Here is a 21,128-nt window from a genome sequence, read left to right as displayed (position 1 = left end):
GATAGCAAATCGGCCATCAGACCGGCACGGCCACCAGGTCGTGCCCCTGCACGCCCACGATGCGCGCGCGGGTGAACTCGCCCACCTTCAATTGCTTGCTGATCTTCTCGGGCGGCAGCAGGTGTACCACGCCGTCGATCTCGGGCGCGTCGGCGTAGCTGCGGCCCCGGCCGCCCTTGCGGCCCAGGGCGGGTGCGTGGTCCACCAGCACCTGCATGGTGGCGCCCACGCGGCGCTGCAGGCGGGCGATGGAGACTTCCTCGGCCACGGCCATGAAGCGGGCGCGGCGCTCCTCGCGCAGTTCCATCGGCAGCATGCCGGGCAGCTCGTTGGCGGCGGCGCCATTCACGTCGCTGTAGGCGAAGCAGCCCGCGCGGTCGATCTGCGCCTCGCGCACGAAGCCGAGCAGGTGCTCGAACTCTTCTTCCGTCTCGCCCGGAAAGCCCGCGATGAAGGTGCTGCGGATCACCAGGTCCGGGCAGGCTTCGCGCCAGCGCTGGATGCGCTCCAGGTTGCGCTCGCCGCTGGCCGGGCGCTTCATGCGCTTGAGCACGTCGGGGTGGCTGTGCTGGAAGGGCACGTCCAGGTAGGGCAGCACCTTGCCCGTGGCCATGAACGGTATGACCTCGTCCACGCTGGGGTACGGATAGACGTAGTGCAGGCGCACCCAGGCGCCGTGGGGCTCGGCGATCTCGCCCAGGGCCTGCACGAGTTCGAGCATGCGCGTCTTGACGGGCTTGCCGTCCCAGAAGCCGGTGCGGTACTTCACATCCACACCGTAGGCGGACGTGTCCTGGCTGATGACCAGCAGCTCCTTCACGCCGCCCTCGAACAGCGCGCGGGCTTCCTTGAGCACGTCGCCCACGGGCCGCGAGACGAGGTCGCCGCGCATCGAGGGGATGATGCAGAAGGTGCAGCGGTGGTTGCAGCCCTCGCTGATCTTCAGGTACGCATAGTGGCGCGGCGTGAGCTTGATGCCCGCCTCTCCAAACGCCCCAGGCACCAGGTCGATGAACGGGTCGTGCGGCTTGGGCAGGTGGGTGTGGACAGCTTCCATCACCTCCTGCGTGGCGTGCGGGCCGGTGACGGCGAGCACGCTGGGGTGTACGTCTTTCACCAGGTTGCCGCCGTCTTGCGAAGCGCGCGCGCCCAGGCAGCCGGTGACGATGACCTTGCCGTTCTCGGCCAGCGCCTCGCCGATGGTGTCCAGGCTTTCCTTCACGGCGTCGTCGATGAAGCCGCAGGTGTTGACGATGACCAGGTCCGCGCCCTGGAAGGTCTTGGACGTTTCGTAGCCCTCGGCCGAGAGCTGGGTGAGGATGAGTTCGGAGTCCGTGAGGGCCTTGGGGCAGCCCAGGCTGACGAACCCGACCTTGGGGGTTTTCGTGGGGGAGAGTGCTTCGCTCATCCCCGTATTGTCCCAGCTTCGGCCCGGAATCTCTGGGGTGACCATGCAACACAAGCCCGTGCAACTGGCGCGGCCCAGGCCAGCGGACGCCGTGGAACTGGCTTTGCCAGGCCACTGGCGTCGTCCCCCTGGGGAGAAGCCGCGAAGCGGCTCAGGGGGGTTACCTTTTTATTCCGAACGCGGCCAGCAGCTGCTCGGTCTGCTTTTGCATCTGCTCCTGCATCCGCGCCAGCACGGCCTGCGACTGCTCCACGTAGCTGCCCATCATGCCCTTGAGCAGTGGCGAATGCTCGGCCAGCTTGGCCTGCATGTCGGTGAAAGCCTGCACGTTCTTTTCGAGGTAGGCCCCCATGAAGCCCTGCATGGCATGGCCGTAGAAGCGGATGATGTTGGCCAGCGCGGCTTCGCTGAACATGGGCGCGCCGCCCGCTTCTTCTTCCAGGATGATCTGCAGCAGGATGCTGCGCGTGATGTCCTCGCCCGTCTTGGCGTCGCGCACCACGACGCTCTGGTGGTTCATGACCAGTTGCCGCACCTCGGCCAGGGTGATGTAGGTGGAAGTGTCGGTGTCGTAGAGGCGGCGGTTCGGGTACTTCTTGATCACGCGCTGGGAAGACTTCGTGGCGGCGGTGCTGGGCTGGTCGGGCACGACGGACTCCTGGGGGCACGGCCCCCTTGTTGTTTATTGCAGTGCAGCAGATTCTAGGGAGGCCGGTGCCGGGCAGCCGCGCAGGTTAACCCTTATGGCCCATGCCATGCCTGAAAATGGCAGCCCCATGACACGGCACCTGCGCACCCCCCTGAAAGACCTTGCACTGTCCTGCGCCATCCTGATGGCCGCCGCCCCTGGCAAGGCAGCGCCGCAGGACGAGCTTCAGCTCGCCGATGCGCGGCACAAGACCATCGTCCTGGCCCGACCCGCGACGCGCATCGTGTCGCTGCAGCCCTCGTTCACCGAAGCCATCTGCGCCCTGGGCGGCTGCGATGTGCTCGTGGGCGTCGATCGGTTTTCCGTGTGGCCGCGGCAGGTCGGCGCCCTGCCCACCGTGGGCAGCCTGCGCGAGCCGGACATCGAGCGCATCGTCGCCCTGCGGCCCGACGTGGTGCTGGCCCGGCCCGGGCACCGCATGGATGCGCGGCTGGAGGCGCTGGGCGTCAAGGTGCTGGCACTGAACACGCAGACTTACGAGGACATGGCCCAGGACCTGGAGACCCTGGCCGTGCTGCTGGGCAAGCCCGGCGCGGGCACGCGGCTGTGGCAGCGCACGCAGCAGCGGCTGGCCGAGCTGCGCGGCCAGGTGCCTGCGCAATGGCGGGGGAAGAAGGTGTACTTTGAGCTGCACGGGGCCAAGTCCGCCACGGCGGCGGGCGAGGCGTCGTTCATAGGCCAGACCTTGCACGGCCTGGGCCTGGTCAACATCGCCGGGCGCAACCTGCCGATGTACCCGCAGCTCAGCCCCGAATACGTGGTGCGCGCCGACCCGGACCTCATCATCACCATGGCCGACCTGCCCACGCCGCTGGCCGACCGCCCGGGCTGGGGCCGCATCGCCGCGCTGCGCAATGGCGACGGGCACTGCCGCATTCCCAATGGCGACTACGAAATGCTGGTGCGGCCCGGCCCGCGCATCGACGAAGCGGCGCAGTTGATCGTGCAGTGTCTGCAGCAGCTGGCTTTACTATCAAAATAGTAGCTGTTTGTGCTTGCTGGATAAGCGCTAGAGGCTTATTTCATCAAAATTCTTGCCGTATCGGGCCAGGCGTGCGCCAAGCGCCGCGCGCCGCCAAAGGCACGCACGCCGGGGGCTTCGGCATCGACCAGCACGTGCGCAATGCCCTGTGGCCCGGCCTGCCGTGCCAGCCCCCACACGTCGGGGCTGCGAAAGTCGCTGATGGCCCACAGCACCTTGCGCTCCTCGGGCCGGCGCTTCATCAGCGCCCAGGCCGCATGCAGCGCCAGGGCCAGGGGCGTGCCGCCCCCGCCGTGCAGCGGTTCGATCAGGTCGGCGTTCCACTGCGGCGCGCGGCGCGGCGGCAGGCGCCATTGCACCTGGCCCGCACCGAAGCACAGCAGCGCGACCGGCGCCCGCTGCAGATAGGCCCAGCGCAGCCATTGCAGCAGCAGGCCCTTGGCCCGTGCGAAGGCGCCGCTGTCCAGCATCGAGGCCGAGCAGTCGAGCGCGAACACGTGCAGCGCCTGGGGCTGGCCCAGATGCTGGCGCCAGCGCAGGTGTTCAGCCGCTAGCGGCTGGCTGCGCCGCGCGCGCAGCGTGGCAGGCCAGTCCAGCGCGGCGCCCGCCATCGGCCTTGCGCCCCGCCCCCGACCGCCCGGCGTCAGCGCCTGGGGCCGGGGGCGCGGGCTTTTTTTGCGGCCAGGGCCTCCAGGGCGGCCAGCGCCAGGGCGTCGGCCTGCGGCGCTGCGACAGGCGCGCTCGCCATGGGCTGAGGCAGGCCCCAGTCGGCGGGCGGCTGCTCCAGGCCCTGGGCTGCTGTGGGGGGCGGGTTCGCTGCGCTGCCGGGCGGCGGCGGCTTGGGCGCAGGAGACGGGGCAGCGGCCTGGGCTTGGCGCTGCGGCTCGTTCGCGCGGTGCCGCAGCACCAGCGGCGCGACTTCGGCCACATGGCGTTCCGCCATGGCGTCGCTGCCTTCCCAGGCTGCCAGCGCACGCGCGGCACGCAGCATGACCAGGTCGGCACGCAGGCCGTCCACCTGCGCCGCGATGCACTGGCGCGCCACGGCGTCGTGAATGGCATCGCTCCAGGGCAATTGGCGGGCATCGGCACAGCGCGCACGTGCCTGGCGCAGGCGCTCGGCGATGTCGGCCTGCTGCGCGGCGTGGGCTTGCAGGAAGCCCGCAGGGTCGAGGTCGAAGCGCAGCCGCGCCTTGACGATGGCGCTGCGCAGCGGCGCGTCCTGCGCATTCGCGAGCTGCACGCACAGGCCCAGCCGGTCCAGCAGTTGCGGGCGCAGCGTGCCCTCCTCGGGGTTCATGGTGCCTATAAGCACGAAGCGCGCCGCGTGGCTGTGCGAGATGCCGTCGCGCTCCACGCGGTTGACGCCCGAGGCGGCCACGTCCAGCAGCACATCGACGATGGCGTCAGGCAGCAGGTTGATCTCATCGACGTAGAGCACGCCGCCGTGGGCCTTGGCCAGCAGGCCGGGCGCGAAGGCCACCTCGCTGCCCGCCAGCGCCTTGGACAGGTCGAGGCTGCCGACCACGTGCTCGATGGACGCGCCCAGCGGCAGCGTGACGAAGGGCGCGGGCGCCAGCACGTCGGCCAGCGCCCGCGCCGCCGTGGACTTGGCCGTGCCGCGCGGGCCCTGGATCAGCACGCCGCCCAGGGCGGGGTCGATGGCGGCCAGCAGCAGCGCCTGCACCAGCTGCGGCTGGCCCTGGATGGCCGATAGCGGAAATGTCGGGGTCATTGGGGCGCGCGTCCTTCCATGAATTCTTCCTGCGCGAGCATCTGCGCGAGCAGCGCGTCGTGCAAGTCACCGGGCTGCTCCCACATGCCGCGGTCAATCGCTTCGAGCAGCCGGTTCACGATGTCGCCCAGCGCCTGGGGGTTGTGTGCGCGCAGGAACTGGCGCACGGCATCGTCCTGCACATAAGCTTGCGTCACCAGCGCGTAGTGGGTGTCGGAGACGAGCTGCGTGGTCGCGTCGAAGCCGAACAGGTAGTCCACCGTGGCCGCCATCTCGAATGCACCCTTGTAGCCGTGGCGCATGGCGCCGGCGATCCATTGGGGGTTGGTGACGCGGGCGCGCACCACGCGGCCTATCTCCTCGGCCAGCGAGCGGATCTTGGCGGACTGCGGGTTGCCGTGGTCGCCGTGGTAGATGGCCGGTTCGCCCCCGCCCAGGTGGCGCACGGCGGCGGCCATGCCGCCCTGGTGCTGGTAGTACTCGCTGGAGTCGAGCAGGTCGTGCTCTCGGCTGTCCTGGTTTTGCAGCACCACGACCAGCGCCTGCATGCGCTGCTCCAGCGCCTGGCGGGCGGGCACGCCGTCGGCCTGCTGGCCGTAGGCGAACGCGCCCCAGTGCAGGTAGTGGCGCGCAAAGTCGCCCGCGTCGCTCCACTGGCCCGAGCGCAGCAGCTCGTGCATGCTGGCGCCATAGCTGCCTGGGGGCGCGCCAAAGATGCGCCACTGCGCCTGCTCGCGGGCCTGGGCGGCGTCCATGCCCTGCTCCACCCACGCGGCGGCATCGCGCAGCACGCGCGCGCGGATGGGGTTGTCCTCGGCGTCCTCGTCTTCATCGGGGATGGCGGCCACGGCGCGCACGGCAGCGTCGAACATCTGCACCACGCCCGGAAAGGCGTCGCGGAAGAAGCCGCTGATGCGCAGCGTCACATCGACACGCGGGCGGTGCAGGCCCACGCGCGGGATGACCTCGAAGTCCACCACACGCTGGCTGCCCGGCGCCCACTTGGGCCGCACGCCGATCAGCGCAAACGCCTGGGCGATGTCGTCGCCGCCCGTGCGCATGGTGGCCGTGCCCCAGACCGATAGGCCGATGGCCGCCGGGTATTCGCCGTGCTCTTGCAGATAGCGCGCGATCAGCCGCTCGCTGGCCTGCTGGCCCAGCGCCCAGGCAGTCTGCGTGGGGATGGCGCGCGTGTCCACGGTGTAGAAATTGCGCCCCGTGGGCAAGGTGTCGCAGCGCCCGCGCGAGGGCGAGCCGCTGGGCCCCGGCGGCACGAAGCGGCCTTGCAGCGCGCGCGAGAACTGGCGCAGCTCCTCGCTGCCGCAGGCGTCGAGCGCGGGCGCTATCTGCGTGTGGATGCGGTGCAGGGCCTGCCGCGTCTGCGGCCAGTCCTGTGCGATGGCGGGCTGGGCCAGCACTTGCAGGGCCAGCAGTTCCAGCCGCTCGCGTGTGTCGCCGCTGTGGCGCCAGGGGCCGGGGTCCAGCGCGGCCAGCACCTGCGGGCGCGGGCCCGCCCAGGCAGCGGCTGCGTCCATGTCCAGCGGGTTCCAGTCGCAGCCGGGCAGCAGGTCGGCTACCAGCGCGTTCAGCAAACCCTGCTCGCCAGCCGCCGGGTAGCGCGCCAGCGCCAGCAGCGTGGAATCGCGCAGGCTGCCTTCTGGCGAACGGCCAAAGATGTGCAGGCCGTCGCGGATCTGGGTTTCTTTCAGCTCGCACAGATAGGCGTCGATGCGCTCCAGGATTTGATCGTCCTGCGCGGCGGCCACGCCCAGCTCGTTCAGCAAGTCCTGGCCCGTCGCGCAGTCCAGTATCTGGCGGCGCAGCAGCGCGGCGCGGCGCTGGTCCACCAGCAGCGCGTCGTAGTACTCGTCCACCAGCCGCTCCAGCGCCTGCATGGGGCCGTGGTTCTCGGCGCGCGTGAGCGGCGGCATCAGGTGGTCGATGATGACGGCCTGGCTGCGGCGCTTGGCCTGCGCGCCCTCGCCGGGGTCGTTGACGATGAACGGATAGACATGCGGCAGCGGCCCCAGGATGGCGTCGGGCCAGCAGTGTTGCGACAGCGCCAGGCTCTTGCCCGGCAGCCATTCGAGGTTGCCGTGCTTGCCCACGTGTACGACGGCATCGACGGCAAAGCTGTCGCGCAGCCAGAAGTAGAAGGCCAGGTAGTGGTGCGGCGGCACAAGTTCGGCGTCGTGGTACTGGGCGTAGTCGTTGCGGCCATCGAGCGAGCGAGCGGGCTGTATGCCGACGAAGACGTTGCCCAGTTGCAGCCCGGCCACCATGAACCAGCCCTCGCGCAGCATGGGGTCTTGCTCGGGTGTACCCCACTGGGCGGTGATGGCATCGGCCATGCCCTCGGGCAACTGCGCCAGCCGCTCTCGATAGGCGTGCAGCGCATAGCCCTGGTGCGCGCGGCGCAGCGGCCATTGGGCGGGGTCGTTGGCAATGCCCTGCTGCAAGCGCTCCATCAGCGCCTGGCCACTGGCGGGGCGCTCTGCCGCATCGCCCAGGCGCCAGCCGTCGCGCTCCAATTGCGCCAGCAGCGCGATCACGGATTCGGGCGTGTCCAGCCCCACGCCGCTGCCCATGCGCGCCTCGCTGCCGGGGTAGTTGGCCAGCACCAGCGCGGCGCGCTTGTCGGTGGCAGGTTTGCTGCGCAGCACGCACCAGCGGCGCGCCAGTTCTGCGATCCACTGCACGCGGTCGGGCTCGGCCTGGTAGGCCACCACGTCGGTCTGCGTGAGGTCGCAACGGTGCGCCAGGCCCTTGAAGCTCATGGCGCGCGTCATAATGCGGCCATCCATCTCGGGCAGCACGACCTGCATGGCGATGTCGCGCGGGCGCAGGCCCTGGGCGTCGGCCAGCCAGTCGTCGCGGTTGGCGCCGCTGGCGATGACTTGCAGCACGGGCACGTCGCCCGCCAGCGCATCGGCATCGCCACCGCCGCGCGCATGTTCGCCCAGCGCGGCAAAGGCCGTGGTGTTGAGGATGAGTTGCACGTTGTGCGCCGCGCACAGCGCGCGCAGCGTTTGCAGGCACAGCGCGTCTTTCAGCGATTCGAGCGCCAGCGGCAGCGGGTTCAGGCCCTCGTCCCGCAGCGCCTCGGTCATCGCATCAAAGGCGTCGGTGTTGGCGGCCAGCAGGTGCGAGCGGTAGAACACCAGCATGACCACGGGCGCCCCGGGCTTCCAGCGCGCCTGCAGGTCGTCCAGGCCCGGAATGTGCCCCGGCGCATCCCCCGTCCAGGCCAGCGGCACATGCACGGCCACGGGCGGCAGCACGCGCACCGGCGCGCCCTGCACCGCCCGCCCCAGCCCCCAGGCCGCGCCCATGCGCAGGAACTCGCGCGCATTGCCCAGGCCCCCGGCACGCAGGTACTGCCACAGCGCGCGGCTGTGCTCGGGGGCCAGCGTGCCCTTGGCGAGCAGTTCCACGTCCTCCTGGCTGTCGCCCGAGAACATGGCGAGCTGCTGCCCGCGCTGCAGCGCGAGCTTGCGCAACTGCTCTATGCCGTAGGGCCAGGCGGACTCGGCGCCCAGGTGATCGACGATGACCAGCCTGGCGTGCTGCAGCACCTCGTCGATGTACAGGTCGAGCGACGCGCTCTGGCGCAGGTGCAGCAGGTTTGCCAGCCGCAGCGTGGGCGCATCGGGCTCGGCCTGCTGCCACAGCCGGTAGGCATCGGCCAGCAGCGACAGCGTGGTGTCGGCGGAGCTGAGCACCACCATGTCGGCGGGCGTCTGGTCGAGCCGGGTGACGATGCTCTCGTCTTCGACAAAGCCGCCGGGGCGGGTGCTGAGTAGGTGCATGCTTCAAAAATAATAGCTGCTTGCGCTTGCTGGATAAGCGCTAGAGGCCGATTTGACCTTAAATCGCTGCAACTGCCAGCGCTGCGCGCAGCACTGTTGCGTCGAGGTGCTGGCCGATGAACACCAGCCGCGTGGCCTGCGGCTCGCCGTCCTTCCAGGCGCGGTCGAAGTAGGCGTCGAAGCGCCGCCCCACGCCCTGCACCAGCAGGCGCATCTTCTTGCCCGGCAGCGCGGCGAAGCCCTTGACGCGCAGCACGGCGTGCTGCTGCACGATGCCTTGCAGCGCCTGCATCAGGCGATCCTTGTCCACGGCGCCCAGGTCGATGTGCAGCGAATCGAAGGCGTCGTGGTCGTGGTCTTCTTCGTGGTCGTGGTGGGAGTGGCGCGCGTCGATGTGCGCCTCTGCCGCGCGGTGCTGGCCCAGCAGCACGGCCAGGGGCACGCGGCCCTGCACGGCCTCGACCATCTTGACGGCGGCAGGCACTTCTTCAGCGACCAGGGCGCGCACCTGGGCCAGTTCGTCCGCGCTGACCAGATCGGCCTTGGACAGCACGACGAGATCGGCGGCGGAAAGCTGGTCTTCAAACAGCTCGTGCAATTCGGCCTCGTGGTCAAGGTTGGGGTCGGCCTGGCGCTGTGCATCGACGGCATGCGGGTCGTGCGCGAACTGGCCTGCGGCGGCGGCGGGCGTGTCCACCACGGTGACGACCGAGTCCACGGTGAACACGCTCGCGATCTCGGGCCACTGGAAGGCCTGCACCAGCGGCTTGGGCAGGGCCAGGCCGCTGGTCTCGATCAGCAGCACGTCGATCGCATCGCGGCGCTCGGCCAGGGCTTTCATCACGGGGAAGAACTCCTCCTGCACGGTGCAGCACATGCAGCCGTTGGCCAGCTCGTAGATTTGCCCCTCGGGCGCGTCGGCGCCGCCCTCCTCCTTGCAGCCGATGGCGCAGGTCTTGAGGATTTCGCCATCGATGCCCAGTTCGCCGAACTCGTTGACGATGACGGCCACGCGCAGCCCTTTAGCCTGTTCGAGGATGTGGCGCATCAGCGTGGTCTTGCCGCTGCCGAGGAAGCCGGTGACGATGGTGGCGGGGATCTTGGTGGTTTGCATGGGTCAGGTTCCGGTAAAAAAATCAGGCGTCGGCCAGGGTCTGCGGCCCGTGGACGTGCGTGGCGGCATCGACCTCGTGGCACAGCACATGGCATTCCAGCGTGCGGCGGATGCCATCGGCGTCGAGCGGGCCGTACCACACGCCTTCGGGGTAGACGATCATCAGCGGGCCGTGGTTGCACGGGTACTGGCAACTGGTCTGCAAGGGGCGCACGCGCTTCTTCAATTCGGGCGTGTCGTTGATCGTGCCTGTGAGCACGGGCCACAGCGCTACCGCACCGATGGCCGCGCAGCGTGGCCCCGTACACCACAGCGCATGGTGGGTGTGCTCGGGCACGCTCGACCAGCCCTTGGGGCCGTTCTGCCAGTCGTCGTCGCCGACCAGCGTGGGCACGTCGGGCTGGCTGGCGAGCGTGCGGCGCGCTGCGTCGGCCAGCAGCGCGGGCAGCGGCACGGCGTGCGACAGCGACTCGGCAAAGACCAGTTTGGGGGAGCCATCGCCCCGCGCCGCGCGCCAGCGCATGGCTACCTTGTGCAGCCAGCGGCGCAGCGCGGCCTCGTCGGGCAGCATCAGCGGCAGGATGGCGATGGTCTGCGCGCCCGCGTCGGCGCAAGTGGTGAGCGCCGCAGGCAGGTCGGGCTGCCAGCGGTCAATGAAGGCGGGTTGCACCTGCGCACCGGGCCATTGCTGGGCAAGCTGCGCGGCCAGTTCCGTCAGTTCGCCCGTCGTCGATTTGGCAACGCCGCCGCGCCCTAGCAGCACAATGGCCGTCCGTTGGTCATCAGTCGTCATGGTCGATCCAGTAGGCGATGCGCGGCCGCCCGGTGGCCGGGTGGTCATCGACGGCGGCGCGCACGCCAAACACGCCGTGGATGGCCTCGGGCGTGAGCACCTCGCGCGGCGTGCCGCTGGCCGCCAGCGCGCCCGCTTGCATCAGGTACAGCCGGTCGCAGAATTGCGCGGCAATGTTCAGCTCGTGCAGCACCACGAGCGTGGTCACGCCCAGGCTGCGCACGAGGCGCATCAGTTCGAGCTGGTAGCGCACGTCGAGGTGGTTGGTCGGCTCGTCGAGGAACAGCAGGCGCGGCTGCTGCGCCAGCGCCCGCGCCAGCAGCACGCGCTGGCGCTCGCCGCCCGAGAGCGTGGCCATGCTCTGGCCCGCCAGGCCGGCCGCGCCCACGCGCTCCAGGCTTTCATCGACGATGCGCTGGTCTTGCGCGCTGTCGGCCGCGAAGCGGCCCTGGTGCGGCAGGCGGCCCAGCATCACGGCCTCGCGCGCGGTGCTGTCGAAGGCCGGTGCGCTGGCCTGGGCGAGCACGGCGGCCTGCCGGGCGAATGCGCGCGCGTCCATGCGCCAGATGTCCTGCGCTTCGAACCATACCTGCCCGCGCTGCGGCGGCAGCAGGCGGTACAACATGCGCAGCAGCGTCGATTTGCCGCAGCCGTTGGGGCCGATCAGGCCCACGCATTCGCCCGCGTCGACGTGCAGCGCGGCATCGCGCACGATGGTCTTGCCGCCCACGGCAAAGCTGAGTCCTTGCGCGCGCAGCATCAACGATCCTCCCGCGCGGCGCCGCGCCACAGCATGGCGATGAAGAACGGCCCACCGATGAAGGCGGTGAAGACGCCGACGGGAATCTCCATCGGCGCGAACCAGGTGCGCGCCGCGCCATCGACCAGCACCAGGAACACCGCGCCCATCAGCGCCGCGATGGGCAGCACGCGCCGGTGGTCGGTGCCCACGAGCATGCGCGTGACGTGCGGAATCACCAGCCCGACGAAGCCGATGGCGCCGCTGACCGCCACCATCACGCCCGTGAGCAGCGACACCACGACGAACAATTGCCGCCGCAGCCGCTCGGCCGCCACGCCCAGCGTGGCCGCCGTCTCATCGCCCGCCAGCAGCGCATTGAGCTGGCGCGCCTGCGCCAGCAGCCAGGCCGTGCCGAGCAGCAACAGCGCGGCGGGCAGGCCCAGCGCGGGCCATTGCGTGCCTGCGAGGTTGCCCATGATCCAGCCCAGCAGCGCGTTGGCCAGGTCACGCTGGCCGCTGGTCAGCATGATCAGGCTGGTCAGCCCCGTGCACATGTAGCCCACGGCCACGCCGCTCAGGATCAGCCGCGCCGACGGGATGCGCCCGCGCTGCTGCGCCAGCAGATAGACCAGCACGCTGGCCGCCAGCGCGCCCAGGAACGCGCCCGCCGCGATCGCATACAGCCCCACGCCCGCCAGCACGCCCCAGGCCAGCACCGACACCGCCCCCACCGAGGCGCCCGAGGACACGCCCAGCATGTACGGGTCGGCCAGCGGGTTGCGCACCATGGCCTGCATCACCACGCCGACGATGGCCAGCCCTGCGCCCACGAGCGCGGCCATCAGCACGCGGGGCAGGCGGATCATCCAGACGATTTGGTAGTGGGGCAACACGGCATCGGGCGCTGCCGATGCCAACCCCGTGTGCTGCAAAAGCTGGTGCCGTATGACAGCCCAGACCTGGCCCATATCCAACTGCGCCGAGCCCCAGGTGACGCCAGCCAGCACGGCCATCGCCAGCAAGATCAGCAGCACCAGCGCCCAGGCGGAAGTTTTCATGGGTTAAAGCGCACCGGAGTGACGGTGATGCGCCGGTCAGGATGCAGCGCTGCCGCCAGGCGCTGCGCCGTCTCCACGTTGCGCGGGCCGGGCGTGGCCTCGGCATAAGTCATGACGAAAAAACGCTTTTCCCGAATAGCAGCAACCGTCTGCAGCTCTTTTTTCTGTAGCAAAAAGTCGATCTTACCCTGCGCGCTGGGCGTGCCGTAGTCGATGATGACAATCCACTCCGGGTCGCGCAGCACCACGTCTTCCCAGTTGCCCTTGGGCCAGTTGCTGGCGATGTCGTCGAAGATGTTGCGCGCGCCCGCCGCTTCCATCATGGCCTGGGGCATGCCGTAGCGGCCCACGGTGGTGGGGCTTTTCTCGCCGCTGTCGAAAACGAACACCTTGGGCTGGTGCGTGTTGCCGCGCATCTCCTTGCGCAGCGTGGCGAGGCCCTCGCGCAATTGCTGGATGCGCGGCGCGGCCTGCTGCTGCACGCCGAAGATGCGCGCCACGTTGTCCATGTCGGCAAACGCATCCTCCAGCGCCACGCGCTCGCGCCTTTGTTCGGGTGTTTGCACGCGCACGCACGACTCGGTCAGCACATAGGAGGGAATGCCGTAGCGCGCGAGCAGCTCGGGCGTGACGCCGCCGGGGCGAAAGCCGTAGCTCCAGCCGCCGAACACGAAGTCGGCGCGGGCGGCGACGATGTTCTCCAGGTTCATACCCTGCTGCGACAGGTTCGGCACGCGCGCCAGCACGGGGGCAAGCTGCGGGCTGATTTCCTTGCTCGCATAAATGCCCGAATATCCCGCCAGCCGGTCCGCCAGACCCAGGAACAGGAACATCTCGGTGATGTTCACGTCGTGCGTGACCGCGCGCTGCGGCACGCGCGTGTAGGTCTGCGGCTGGCCGCAGACGTTGACCGTCACGTCACGCGCCGCACAAGGCAGCACACACAGCGCGGCCAGCAGCGCGAGGGATGCGCGCTGCATGGCTTAGAAGCGCATCTGCGCCATCAGCTCCAGGCTGCGGCTGCCACCCAGCACCCACTGGCTGTTGTAGGTGGCGGTGGCATAGACGCGGTTCGTCAGGTTGCGGCCGATCAGGCTCAGTGTGGTCTGGGGGTTGAGGTTCCAGCTCACCACGGCGTCGAACACGGTGTAGCCGGGCATGTGCTTGGCGGCGCTGTTGGCGTTGTCGCCAAAGCGGTCGCCCACGTAGCGCAGGCCCAGCGACGCGCGCCAGTCCTGCACGCGGTAATGCCCCCACAGGTTGGCCGTCACCTTGGGCACGTTGGCCGGGCGGTTGCCCGCGCGGTTGGCGCCGCCCGCCTCGATCAGCTCGTCGAACCGGGCCTTCGTGTAGGCGGCATTGGCCTCCAGGCGGAGCGCACGGCTCAGGCTGTACGCGCCCGCCAGCTCCAGCCCGCGCGAGGACTGCTTGCCGCCCTGGATGGACAGAGCCGCATTGTTCGGGTCGCGCGTGATGATGTCGTCCTTGGCGATGTGGAACAGCGCCGCCGTCCACTCGCCACGGCCATCGGCCAGTTGCTGCTTGAAGCCGATCTCCTGCTGGCGGCCCTCGCTGAGGGTGAAGCCGGTCTGCGACGCCGCGATGGACAGCAGGCTGGTGACGGGGTCGTGCCCGGTGGTCATCTGCGCATAGACGCTGGACAGCGGCGTGATCTTGTACGTCGCGCCCAGGCGCCACGATGTGCCGCTCAAGTCCTTGTCGAAGCCCGTGCTGGCGATCAAATCGCGGCGCGAGAAGTCGTACCAGTCGCGGCGGATGCCGCCCATCAGCAGCCACTGGTCGTTGAGCTTCCAGGCATCCTCCACGTACAGCGCCTTCTGCTGCATCGTCGCGCCCATGCGCGGCAGGTAGGGGTCGGGGCTGATCCAGGTGCCCGCCACGGGGTTGAGGGCCGACACGGTGGAGCTGCCCGTGTAGGGCGAATTGCTGGCGGTGCCGAAGTTGGCCTGCGATGCATCCCAGCCCAGCGCCACCTGGTGCGCGCCCGCCTTCCAGTCCAGCGCCATGCGGTTGCCGTTCTGCTGCAGCGCGTGGCCGATCTCCAGGTAGTCCGAGCGCGTCACCGTGCCCGCTGCGGAGTCGTAGCTCAGGGCTTCGATGTTCTTCCAGTGCCGGTCGGCGCTGAAGTGGTACAGCTCGTCGCGCAGGGTCAGCGCGTCGTTGATCTGCCACGTGGCCTTGGCCTTGAAGCGGCGGTCGCGGTAGTGGATGTCGCTGTCCTCGGTGTTGTAGCCGATGCCGATCAGTTCGCGCGCCAGGCGGCCATTGACGACCGGCGTGCCGTAGTAGCGCGAGGGCGCCTGGCTGCTGATGTCCGCCGTCACGTCCAGCGTGAAATCGCCGCGCGGCTGCCAGCGCAGCGCGCTCATCAGCTTGCCGCCCTTGCTGTTGTCGAAGCCCCGGTCGCTGCCGGTGCGCGCGCCGTAGGCGTCCACGCGGTAGGTCAGCGTGTCGCTGATCGCGCCGGTGGTGCCCAGGCCCAGGCGCGCCGTGCCATGGCTGCCGCCCGAAAGCATGACCTCTGTCGAGCGCTCGCGGCTGGGCTGCTTGCGGATGGCGTTGACCGTGGCGCCCATGGTGCCGCTGCCGTACATCAGCGAGGCCGGGCCGCGCAGCACTTCGAAGCGCTCGTAGCCCCAGGTGTCCGCCGGGTAGTTGATGGTGCCCGAGCCGACGCCGAGCGTGATGCCATCCTCGGCCACGCCCACCGAGTTGACGCCGTAGAAGCCCCGGCTGGAGTACGACAGCCCGCCATTGCCGGGATTGCCCGCCGCCGCCAGCCCGACTGTGCGGGTCACGGCCTCGACCGCGCCGCGGTCGGCACGCTCGTCGATCTGCTCGGCCGAGACGCCGCTGACGCTGGCAGGCAGGTCCAGCACCGGCACGTTCAGCCGCGTGCCCGTGGCGGCGCGGCGCGCGGTATCGAGCGGCGGGGCGGCGGTGTCGGTTACCACCACCTCGGGCAGAGCCTGCTGCGCCAGAACCGCAGCCGGGCACAGCAGCAGGCTCAATGCCGTGCGCCGCAGGGAAGAAGAAGGAAGAAAACAAAGGCTTTTTTGCATGAAGTCGCACTCCAGGACAACAACTGCCTGAAGCGATGGCCACGCGCACGCACCGGAAACCGGAACCGGGAGATCGCCATCCGCACCCCGCAGACAGTTGAAGAAAGCGGGCGCATCACCCCACATGGATGCACCCTGAATGTCGGCGGGCCGGTCTCCGGGCTCGCAGGCGGTTCGGTGAACGAACCCGCATCCCGCCTTCCCGGGCGGCGCATGGCATTCGAGGATCAAATGCCGCTACCTGCCCAGTGGCAGCAAACGCGTACAGCGCCTGCGTGGGATGTTTTCCTGCATACCGTTGCGGGGGCAGCCAAGGCATGGGTCGAACAGACCGTACCTTGTTCCCGTTTCACTCGCCGAGGCGAGCACCTGCCGAAACGAAGCGCCCCGGGGAAACCTCCCACAGGGCGCCTGGCGATTTTACCAGCGGTCCGCACCGCCGGTTTTGCAAGCGCAAGGGGAAAAAGAAACCCGGCTCAAGGCCGGGTGATCTTCCATTCATCTCCGTGGGCTTCCGAGGCTGGTTTCCTCGGAATGGAGAATTGGTAGGCGCGATTGGACTCGAACCAACGACCCCCACCATGTCAAGGTGGTGCTCTAACCAGCTGAGCTACGCGCCTGTGTTTGTTCGAGTCTGCGATTATAGCCCATTTTTCAGCGCCGCCTTGCAGAGCGCACGCCCGACACCCCGGCGACGATGCCCAGCACCTTGTTCAAGCGGCCCGAGTCGGCGACTTCCACGGTGAAGGTCATCCAGGCCGTGCCCTTGACGGACTGGGTCTGCACGCCGATCACGTTGGTTTTCTCGCGCGCGAAGACTTCGGAGATGTCGCGCAGCAGGCCCTGGCGGTCGGCGGCTTCCACGGCCACGTCCACGGGATAGACGGCGGCGGTGGCGACCGATGCCTTGGGCGCGCCCCACTCCACGTCGATCACGCGCTCGGCGTTGCGCGCGGCCATTTCGCGGAAGTTGCTGCAGTCGGCGCGGTGAACGCTCACGCCCTTGCCGCGCGTGACGAAACCGCAAATGGCGTCCGGCGGCGCGGGCTTGCAGCACTTGGCGAGCTGGGTCAGCAGCGAGTCGATGCCCACCACCAGCACGCCGCCCTTGGGGGCCGCATCACCCGCGCGGGTCTTCTTGAGCGGCACGAAGTCCTGGGACTCGGGCTGCGGCTCGGGCGGGCGCAGTACGGTCTCGATGTTGCGCAGCGAGTATTCGTCCTTGCCCACCACCTCGAACAGCGCGTCGGCCGACTTGAAGCCCAGCTGCACGGCCAGGTCGTCGAGCTTGACCGCCGTCTTGCCCTCGCGCTGCAGCAGCTTCTCCACCGCCTCGCGCCCGCGCGAGACGGTCTCGTGCGTGGCCTGGGCGTTGAACCAGGCGCGCACCTTGGCCTTGGCGCGGGGGCTGGTGAGGTAGCCCAGCTCGGCATTGAGCCAGTCGCGCGAGGGGCGGCCTTCCTTGGCGGTGGTGATCTCCACCGTCTGGCCGTTCTGCAGCGGTGTGTTCAACGGCACCATGGCGCCATCGACCCGCGCGCCCCGGCAGCGGTGGCCCACGCTGGTGTGTACGGCGTAGGCGAAGTCCACCGGCGTGGCGCCCTGGGGCAGCTCCACCACCGCAGCGTCGGGTGTGAGCACGTAGATGCGGTCCTCGAACAGCCCCCGGTTGGGCACGGCTCCCGACAGGTCGCGCTCCCAGGCCAGCAACTGGCGCAGCACGGCGATCTTGGCGTCGTACTCGCCGGTGGCGGCCACGCCCGCATAGCCCTTGGTGCCCGCCTCCTTATAGACCCAATGCGCGGCCACGCCGTGCTCGGCGTGCTCGTGCATGGCCTGGGTGCGGATCTGGATCTCGATGGGGCGGCCCGCGTCGTCGCGCACGATGGTGTGCAGCGACTGGTAGCCGTTGGGCTTGGGACGGGCGATGTAGTCGTCGAACTCCTCGACGATGGGCTTGAACTGCTCGTGTACCCAGCTCAGGGCGGCATAGCAGTCCTTCACCGAGGGCACGACCACACGCAGCGCGCGGATGTCGAACACCTGGTCGAAGTTGAGCGACTTGCCGCGCATCTTCTTGACGATGCTGTAGATGTGCTTGGGCCTGCCCTGCACGCTGGCGCTGATGCTGCGCGCGCGCAGCTCGGCCTCCACCCGCTCGCGCAGGTGCTGCATGTACACCTCGCGCTCGCCGCGCTTCTCGTCGAGCAGGCGGGCCACTTCCTTGTACGTGTCGGGCTCCAGAAAGCGGAAGGACAGGTCTTCCAGCTCCCACTTGATCTGCCAGATGCCCAGGCGGTTGGCCAGCGGCGCGAACACCTGCAGCGACTCGCGCGCCAGGCTGGGCGGCACGGGGCGCTTGGCGGCGGCCAGGTAGCGCAGCGTCTGCAGGCGCGAGGCCAGGCGCAGCATGACCACGCGCAGGTCGCGCGAGAAGGCCAGCAGCATCTTGCGCACGTTTTCGGTCTGCACGGCGGGGTCTTCCACCTGCTGCGCGTCGCGGGCCTGCTGCTGCACGCGCATGAGCTTGGTGGTCTCCACCGCCAGCGCGGCAAAGTTCTCGCCAAAGCCCTTGGCGATGACTTCCTCGGGCTTGTTCAGGTGGACGCAGGCGTGTACCAGGTAGCTGGCCGCCTGCATGGCTTCCGAGCCGCCGATGCCCTTCAGGATGGCGGCCACGGCGTCGGCGTGGGCCAGCGTGTTCTCGCCCGAGTCCAGCGTCTCGGCGGAGATCAGCGGCTCGGCGAAGGCGCGGGCGCGCGCCAGCGCGTTCACCTGCTCGGGCAGCGTCTGCGCGGTGGCGGCGATGAGCTGTGGGACGGCACCGGCCTGGGGCTGGGTCTTCATCCGAGCAGGAACTCCGTGACGGCGGCCACCTGGCCCGGCGCCACCAGCGTGGGCGCGTGGCCCACGCCTGCAAACTCCACCACGCGCGCGCGCGGCCCGCGCTGTGCCATGGCCTGCGCGGTCTCGGGCGACAGCAGGTCCGACTCCGCCCCGCGCAGCAGCAGGGTGCTGGCCGCGATGTGGTCGTACGACTGCCACAGCGCGGCCTCGCCTTCCGCAGCAGCCTCTTGCGTCACCGCGCGAAAAGGCACGGCGATGGCCGGGTCATAGTGCAGCGTGAAGCCGCCATCGGGCAATGCCTTGACCATGGGGCGCGACAGCGCCAGCCACTCCTCGGGCGTGTGCGGGCCAAAGCTGGAGGAGATGGCCCACATGGCGTCGGCCGCCTGCTGCACGGTGTCGTAGCGCGCAAGGCGGCCCAGGTACTGGCCGATGCGCTGCAGCGCCTGCCACTGGATGACCGGGCCCACGTCGTTGAGCACCAGCCGCCGCACCGGCACGGGCAGCGGCAGGCCGGGCTGCCCCGCGACCGCCATGCCGATCAGGCCGCCCATGCTGGTGCCCACCCAATCGAGCGTCGTGATGGGCGCCTGCTGGTGCAGTTGCGCGAGCATGGCCAGCATGTCGGCAGCGTATTGCGGGATCTGGTACAGCGCGGGGTCGGCCAGCCAGTCGCTCTGGCCGCGCCCCGCCACGTCGGGGCAAATGACGCGGGCGTGCGGGGCCAGCGCGCGGGCCAGCGTGTCGAAGTCGCGCCCCTGGCGCGAGAGGCCATGCACGCAGACGATCACATGCGGATGCGCGGGGTTGCCGGTGGCGTTCCACTCCCAGTACGCCATGCGGTGCGTGGGGCTGCCCGATGCGGCGGCGCCGGGGCAGGATACGTAGTTCAGCGTAGGTTCAATCATGGGTGCGGGAGCCTGTAGCAGCGCTGGATAATGGCTGCGTTGCATCGTAATTCATATCGGAGAGACTCCTATGCTGAAAGGTAAAACCGCCCTCGTCACCGGCTCCACCAGCGGCATCGGCCTGGGGATAGCCAAGGCCCTGGCCCGCCAGGGCGCCAACATCGTGCTCAACGGCTTCGGCGACGTGGACGCGCCCCGTGCCGAGGTGCTGGCGGCGGGCAGCGCGGCGGGCGCGCAGGTGGCCTACCACGGCGCCGACATGAGCCGCGTGGCCGACATCGAGGACATGATGAAGTACAGCGCCTCGCAGTTCGGTCGGGTGGACATCCTGGTGAACAACGCAGGCATCCAGCACGTGGCCAACGTGGAAGACTTCCCCATTGAGCGCTGGGACGCGGTGATCGCCATCAACCTCAGCAGCGCCTTCCACACCTCGCGCCTGGCCCTGCCCGCCATGAAGGCCGCCCACTGGGGCCGCATCATCAACGTGGCCTCGGTACACGGCCTCGTGGCCTCGGCGCAGAAAGCCGCCTACGTGGCCGCCAAGCACGGCCTCGTGGGGCTGACCAAGGTGACGGCGCTGGAGACCGCCACCACGGGCGTGACCTGCAACGCCATCTGCCCCGGCTGGGTGCTGACGCCGCTGGTGCAAAAGCAGGTGGACGCCAAGGCCGCCGCGCTGGGCCTGTCGAACGAGGAAGCCAAGAAGCTGCTGCTGGGCGAGAAAGAGCCGTCCATGCAGTTCACCACGCCCGAAGAACTGGGCGAACTGGCCGTGTTCTTCTGCTCCCCCGCCGCCAACAACGTGCGCGGCGCCGCCTGGAACATGGACGGCGGCTGGGCTGCACAGTAACTACTGTTTTGATAGCTGCTCGCGCTTGATGGACAAGCGCTAGCGGCCAATTTCCCTCATCATCCATATCGCTCGGTCTAGACCCTTGCGCCATGAAGTCAGCGCGGCCCAGGCCAGCGGACGCCGTGGAGCTGGCTTTGCCAGGCCACCGGCGTCGTCCCCCTGCCCGCATTGCGCAGCAATGCGAGAGCGGGGGGAAGCCGCGTAGCGGCTCAGGGGAGTGATCCTGTTCCTTAGCGCATCTGCACCGAGCCGGACACGTTGACCACGACCTGCGCCTTGCCCGCTTCCACCGGCACGGGCGCATCGGAGAACGACGCCGACTTGGCTTCCATCGCCATCATGCGCGGGCGGGGGCCGGGCAGCACTTCGTTGCTGTTGACCGCCACTTCACGCAGGCTGTAGTTGCTGAAGCCGAAGCCCTTGGCAAGCTCCGCCGCACGGGCCTTGAACTGTTCGATGGCCTGGGTCTGGGCCTCGCCTTCGACCTTGGCGCGGGCCTCGCGCGAGAGGCCGAACGCCACGCTGCTGATCGCCAGCGTCTGGATCCTGCCCGCCGTACCGGTGATGCGCGCGAAGTCGCGGCCCTCCAGCACCAGCTCGGCGCGGCCCTGCCAGCCGCTGATCTTGCCGTCCTTGCCGTAGCGCGGGTACAGGCCGAAAGGGCCGGTGCGCACGTCCAGCTGGCCCGGCTGCGCGTTGCGCTTGGCCTCCTGCAGCGCGGCGTCCAGCGCCTGCTTGAGCTGCGCCTGCACGGCGGCGGCGTCGGCCCCTTCCTTGGTGGTGGTGAGGCTCAGCACCAGCAGGTCCTGCTGCACCTCGACCGTGCCCGTGGCCGACAACTGCACCACGTTGCGTGGTTCGCCAACGGGCACGTTGTTTTGAGAAAAAACGGCTCCAGCGCTTACCAATAAAGCACTGGCAGCTATCAATTTCATAGCTTTCTTCATGGCTTGAGAGTCCCTGGAGGTTGCGCCGGGCCACACCATAACCGCAGGGCCCGCCCCCCTGCGTGAAGCGCATGGGCCGCACGTGCGAAGCTCGGCAATTGTTGTAACAGTTGGTCAAACCCGGTCGCAAAACCCGA

16 protein-coding genes, 1 tRNA gene and 1 riboswitch are annotated in these 21,128 nt (G+C 69.2%); of the genes, 2 read left to right on the top strand and 15 right to left on the bottom strand.

All coding sequences use genetic code 11. From position 1 onward, the window contains the following. Window positions 1-16 precede the first annotated feature (16 nt). The gene (gene rimO / locus QM569_RS12845; protein ID WP_414987630.1) at window positions 17-1,408 is read right to left on the bottom strand and encodes a 30S ribosomal protein S12 methylthiotransferase RimO; all 1,392 of its coding nucleotides are present in this window, start codon (window positions 1,406-1,408) and stop codon (window positions 17-19) included. A gap of 160 nt (window positions 1,409-1,568) precedes the next feature. Beyond that, window positions 1,569-2,057, bottom strand: a complete 489-nt coding sequence (gene phaR / locus QM569_RS12840; RefSeq protein ID WP_414987629.1) for a polyhydroxyalkanoate synthesis repressor PhaR — start codon at window positions 2,055-2,057, stop codon at window positions 1,569-1,571. A 127-nt stretch (window positions 2,058-2,184) separates the two neighbouring features. Between phaR and QM569_RS12835 the strand changes: the two genes are divergently transcribed. Continuing rightward, window positions 2,185-3,099, top strand: a complete 915-nt coding sequence (locus QM569_RS12835) for an ABC transporter substrate-binding protein (RefSeq protein WP_414987628.1) — start codon at window positions 2,185-2,187, stop codon at window positions 3,097-3,099. Between the two features lie 35 nt (window positions 3,100-3,134). On the opposite strand, the gene QM569_RS12830 is transcribed toward QM569_RS12835, so the two are convergent. From QM569_RS12830 to QM569_RS12775, 12 genes are all read right to left on the bottom strand, one after another. Further along, window positions 3,135-3,710 (bottom strand): vWA domain-containing protein, encoded by a 576-nt coding sequence (locus QM569_RS12830; RefSeq protein ID WP_414987627.1) that lies wholly within the window; start codon window positions 3,708-3,710, stop codon window positions 3,135-3,137. Between the two features lie 32 nt (window positions 3,711-3,742). Next, a complete protein-coding gene (locus QM569_RS12825; RefSeq protein ID WP_414987626.1) occupies window positions 3,743-4,834 on the bottom strand; it encodes an ATP-binding protein in 1,092 nt (363 codons plus the stop codon). Then, window positions 4,831-8,643, bottom strand: coding sequence for a cobaltochelatase subunit CobN (gene cobN / locus QM569_RS12820; RefSeq protein ID WP_414987625.1), 3,813 nt, complete (start codon window positions 8,641-8,643; stop codon window positions 4,831-4,833). The genes QM569_RS12825 and cobN overlap by 4 nt, the downstream gene beginning before the upstream one ends. A gap of 58 nt (window positions 8,644-8,701) precedes the next feature. Further along, window positions 8,702-9,757, bottom strand: a complete 1,056-nt coding sequence (gene cobW, locus QM569_RS12815) for a cobalamin biosynthesis protein CobW (RefSeq protein ID WP_414987624.1) — start codon at window positions 9,755-9,757, stop codon at window positions 8,702-8,704. A 22-nt stretch (window positions 9,758-9,779) separates the two neighbouring features. Further along, window positions 9,780-10,550, bottom strand: coding sequence for a CbiX/SirB N-terminal domain-containing protein (locus QM569_RS12810; RefSeq protein ID WP_414987623.1), 771 nt, complete (start codon window positions 10,548-10,550; stop codon window positions 9,780-9,782). Further along, the gene (locus QM569_RS12805; RefSeq protein WP_414987622.1) at window positions 10,540-11,310 is read right to left on the bottom strand and encodes an ABC transporter ATP-binding protein; all 771 of its coding nucleotides are present in this window, start codon (window positions 11,308-11,310) and stop codon (window positions 10,540-10,542) included. The genes QM569_RS12810 and QM569_RS12805 overlap by 11 nt, the downstream gene beginning before the upstream one ends. Then, window positions 11,310-12,350, bottom strand: coding sequence for a FecCD family ABC transporter permease (locus tag QM569_RS12800; RefSeq protein WP_414987621.1), 1,041 nt, complete (start codon window positions 12,348-12,350; stop codon window positions 11,310-11,312). Before QM569_RS12800 ends, QM569_RS12805 begins: the two co-directional genes overlap by 1 nt. Continuing rightward, window positions 12,347-13,330: an ABC transporter substrate-binding protein gene (locus tag QM569_RS12795; RefSeq protein WP_414987620.1), complete on the bottom strand. Its 984-nt coding sequence runs from the start codon at window positions 13,328-13,330 to the stop codon at window positions 12,347-12,349. Before QM569_RS12795 ends, QM569_RS12800 begins: the two co-directional genes overlap by 4 nt. Window positions 13,331-13,333: 3 nt before the next feature. Next, the gene (locus tag QM569_RS12790; RefSeq protein WP_414987619.1) at window positions 13,334-15,433 is read right to left on the bottom strand and encodes a TonB-dependent receptor; all 2,100 of its coding nucleotides are present in this window, start codon (window positions 15,431-15,433) and stop codon (window positions 13,334-13,336) included. A 130-nt stretch (window positions 15,434-15,563) separates the two neighbouring features. Continuing rightward, window positions 15,564-15,821: riboswitch (cobalamin riboswitch) on the bottom strand. Between the two features lie 155 nt (window positions 15,822-15,976). After that, window positions 15,977-16,053: transfer RNA gene (locus QM569_RS12785), tRNA-Val, on the bottom strand. Between the two features lie 34 nt (window positions 16,054-16,087). Continuing rightward, window positions 16,088-18,280 carry a RelA/SpoT family protein gene (locus QM569_RS12780; RefSeq protein WP_414987618.1) on the bottom strand — a complete coding sequence of 731 codons (2,193 nt, stop codon included), beginning with the start codon at window positions 18,278-18,280 and terminating at the stop codon, window positions 16,088-16,090. Further along, window positions 18,277-19,188, bottom strand: a complete 912-nt coding sequence (locus QM569_RS12775; RefSeq protein ID WP_414987617.1) for an alpha/beta fold hydrolase — start codon at window positions 19,186-19,188, stop codon at window positions 18,277-18,279. The genes QM569_RS12780 and QM569_RS12775 overlap by 4 nt, the downstream gene beginning before the upstream one ends. Before the next feature lie 70 nt (window positions 19,189-19,258). Between QM569_RS12775 and QM569_RS12770 the strand changes: the two genes are divergently transcribed. Then, window positions 19,259-20,041 (top strand): 3-hydroxybutyrate dehydrogenase, encoded by a 783-nt coding sequence (locus tag QM569_RS12770; protein ID WP_414987616.1) that lies wholly within the window; start codon window positions 19,259-19,261, stop codon window positions 20,039-20,041. Window positions 20,042-20,274: 233 nt separating this feature from the next. Here the strand turns inward: QM569_RS12770 and QM569_RS12765 are convergent, their stop codons facing one another. Next, window positions 20,275-20,991: an SIMPL domain-containing protein gene (locus QM569_RS12765; protein ID WP_414987615.1), complete on the bottom strand. Its 717-nt coding sequence runs from the start codon at window positions 20,989-20,991 to the stop codon at window positions 20,275-20,277. Window positions 20,992-21,128 lie beyond the last annotated feature (137 nt).

It is taken from the genome of Acidovorax sp., from assembly GCF_047607405.1.
Lineage (GTDB): Bacteria > Pseudomonadota > Gammaproteobacteria > Burkholderiales > Burkholderiaceae_C > Acidovorax.
This window is presented reverse-complemented; position numbering and strand designations above follow the sequence as displayed.